Source organism: Neisseria sp. P0009.S007, assembly GCF_051962515.1.
The window spans coordinates 1-1,697 of the sequence record NZ_JBQCVF010000279.1; the positions used below are offsets into that span (position 1 = coordinate 1).

The window sequence follows — 1,697 nt, forward strand, 5'->3', positions numbered from 1 at the left end:
CTCTTGGATGTTCATCTGAATCGAGCCTTCGCCGGTGATACAGAATACATCTTGATCAGGAGCAGCCAGTTTCGCACCGATGGCATATGGCAAACCGACGCCCATTGTGCCTAAGCCGCCGGAATTGAGCCATTGGCGTGGACGCTCAAATGGGTAATATTGAGCGGTAAACATTTGATGTTGACCGACATCGGAAGTAATGATGGCAGAATTATTGGTGATTTCGGCCAGTTTTTGAATGACGTATTGCGGTTTGATGATTTCGCTTTCATTATCAAACCACAGGCAGTTGCGCGAACGCCACTCTTCAATGCTTTTCCACCATTTATCCAATGAGTCGGCTGTAGGTGCAGATTCTTGCTTGCCCCACAATTGAATCATTTCGGACAATACGTTTTTCACGTCGCCGACAATCGGGATATCCACTTTGACACGTTTGGCAATGCTGGACGGGTCAACGTCGATATGAATAATTTTTTTGGCTTTTTCAAAGAATTTGGACGGTACGGAAATCACGCGGTCATCGAAGCGCGCACCGATTGCCAGTACAACGTCTGCATTCTGCATGGCGAGGTTGGCTTCGTAAGTGCCGTGCATACCCAGCATGCCCAAGAATTGGCGGTCGCTGGAAGGGTATGCACCCAAGCCCATCAATGTACCGGTACAAGGAGCGCCGATCATGCGGACGAATTTAGTCATTTCTTCAGAGGCATTGCCCAAAACCACGCCGCCGCCGAAGTAAACAATAGGGCGTTTGGCGGAAGCCAGCATTTGTACGGCTTTTTTGATTTGACCGATGTGGCCTTGTACAACCGGTTGGTAAGAGCGGATGAAGATGTCTTCTTGCGGGTAGCTGAACTTAGCCATTGCTTGGGTGACATCTTTGGGAACATCGACAACAACGGGACCAGGACGGCCGCTTGCGGCGATTTGGAAAGCTTTTTTGATGGTGTCTGCCAACTCAGCGATATTGGTCACCAAGAAATTGTGTTTGACACAAGGGCGGGTAATGCCGACTGTATCCACTTCTTGGAATGCGTCTGTCCCGATAAGGGAGTTGCCCACTTGGCCGCTGATGACTACCAACGGAATGGAGTCGCTGTAAGCAGTGGCGATGCCGGTCAGCGCATTGGTCGCGCCTGGGCCGGAAGTTACCAAGGCAACGCCGACTTTGCCGCTGACACGGGCATAGGCATCTGCCGCATGTACGGCTGCCTGCTCGTGGCGAACCAGGATGTGCTTGAATTTATTGAGTTGGAAAAGGGCATCGTAGATTTCGATAACCGCGCCGCCCGGATAGCCGAATACATACTCGACACCTTCGGCTTTGAGACTTTGCACGATGATTTGTGCGCCTGATAATTGCATATTGACCTCTTTTATATGGTTTCAAACCAATAGGAACAATCCGCCTCACCACAGCACCTGTAATGCAATTCCACCAAGCAGCGATTTAGGGTACGCGCACTGAGGGAATACGATGACAGTCAGACTATCCAAGCAATTGGAAAGAAACACAGAGTTTGTGAAAAAGAGTAGAAACGATAACGCAATCCGACTGTACAAGCAAGACAAAATCTTTCATCTTTTAACGTTTAAGGAGTGAAAATAGATTATCGTTTGATTTTAAAGAAATAAAAAAACAGTTTTATTGATCTTGGTGTGGATGGATTGTTGACAGTTTGAGTAAGGAGAAG

At 48.3% G+C, this 1,697-nt stretch carries 1 protein-coding gene; it reads right to left on the reverse strand.

Translation table 11 applies throughout. The features are described from left to right. Positions 1-1,368: biosynthetic-type acetolactate synthase large subunit (gene ilvB, locus ACTHS3_RS12435; RefSeq protein WP_440368073.1), on the reverse strand; the 1,368-nt coding region annotated here is incomplete at its 3' end. Between the last annotated feature and the right edge of the window lie 329 nt (positions 1,369-1,697).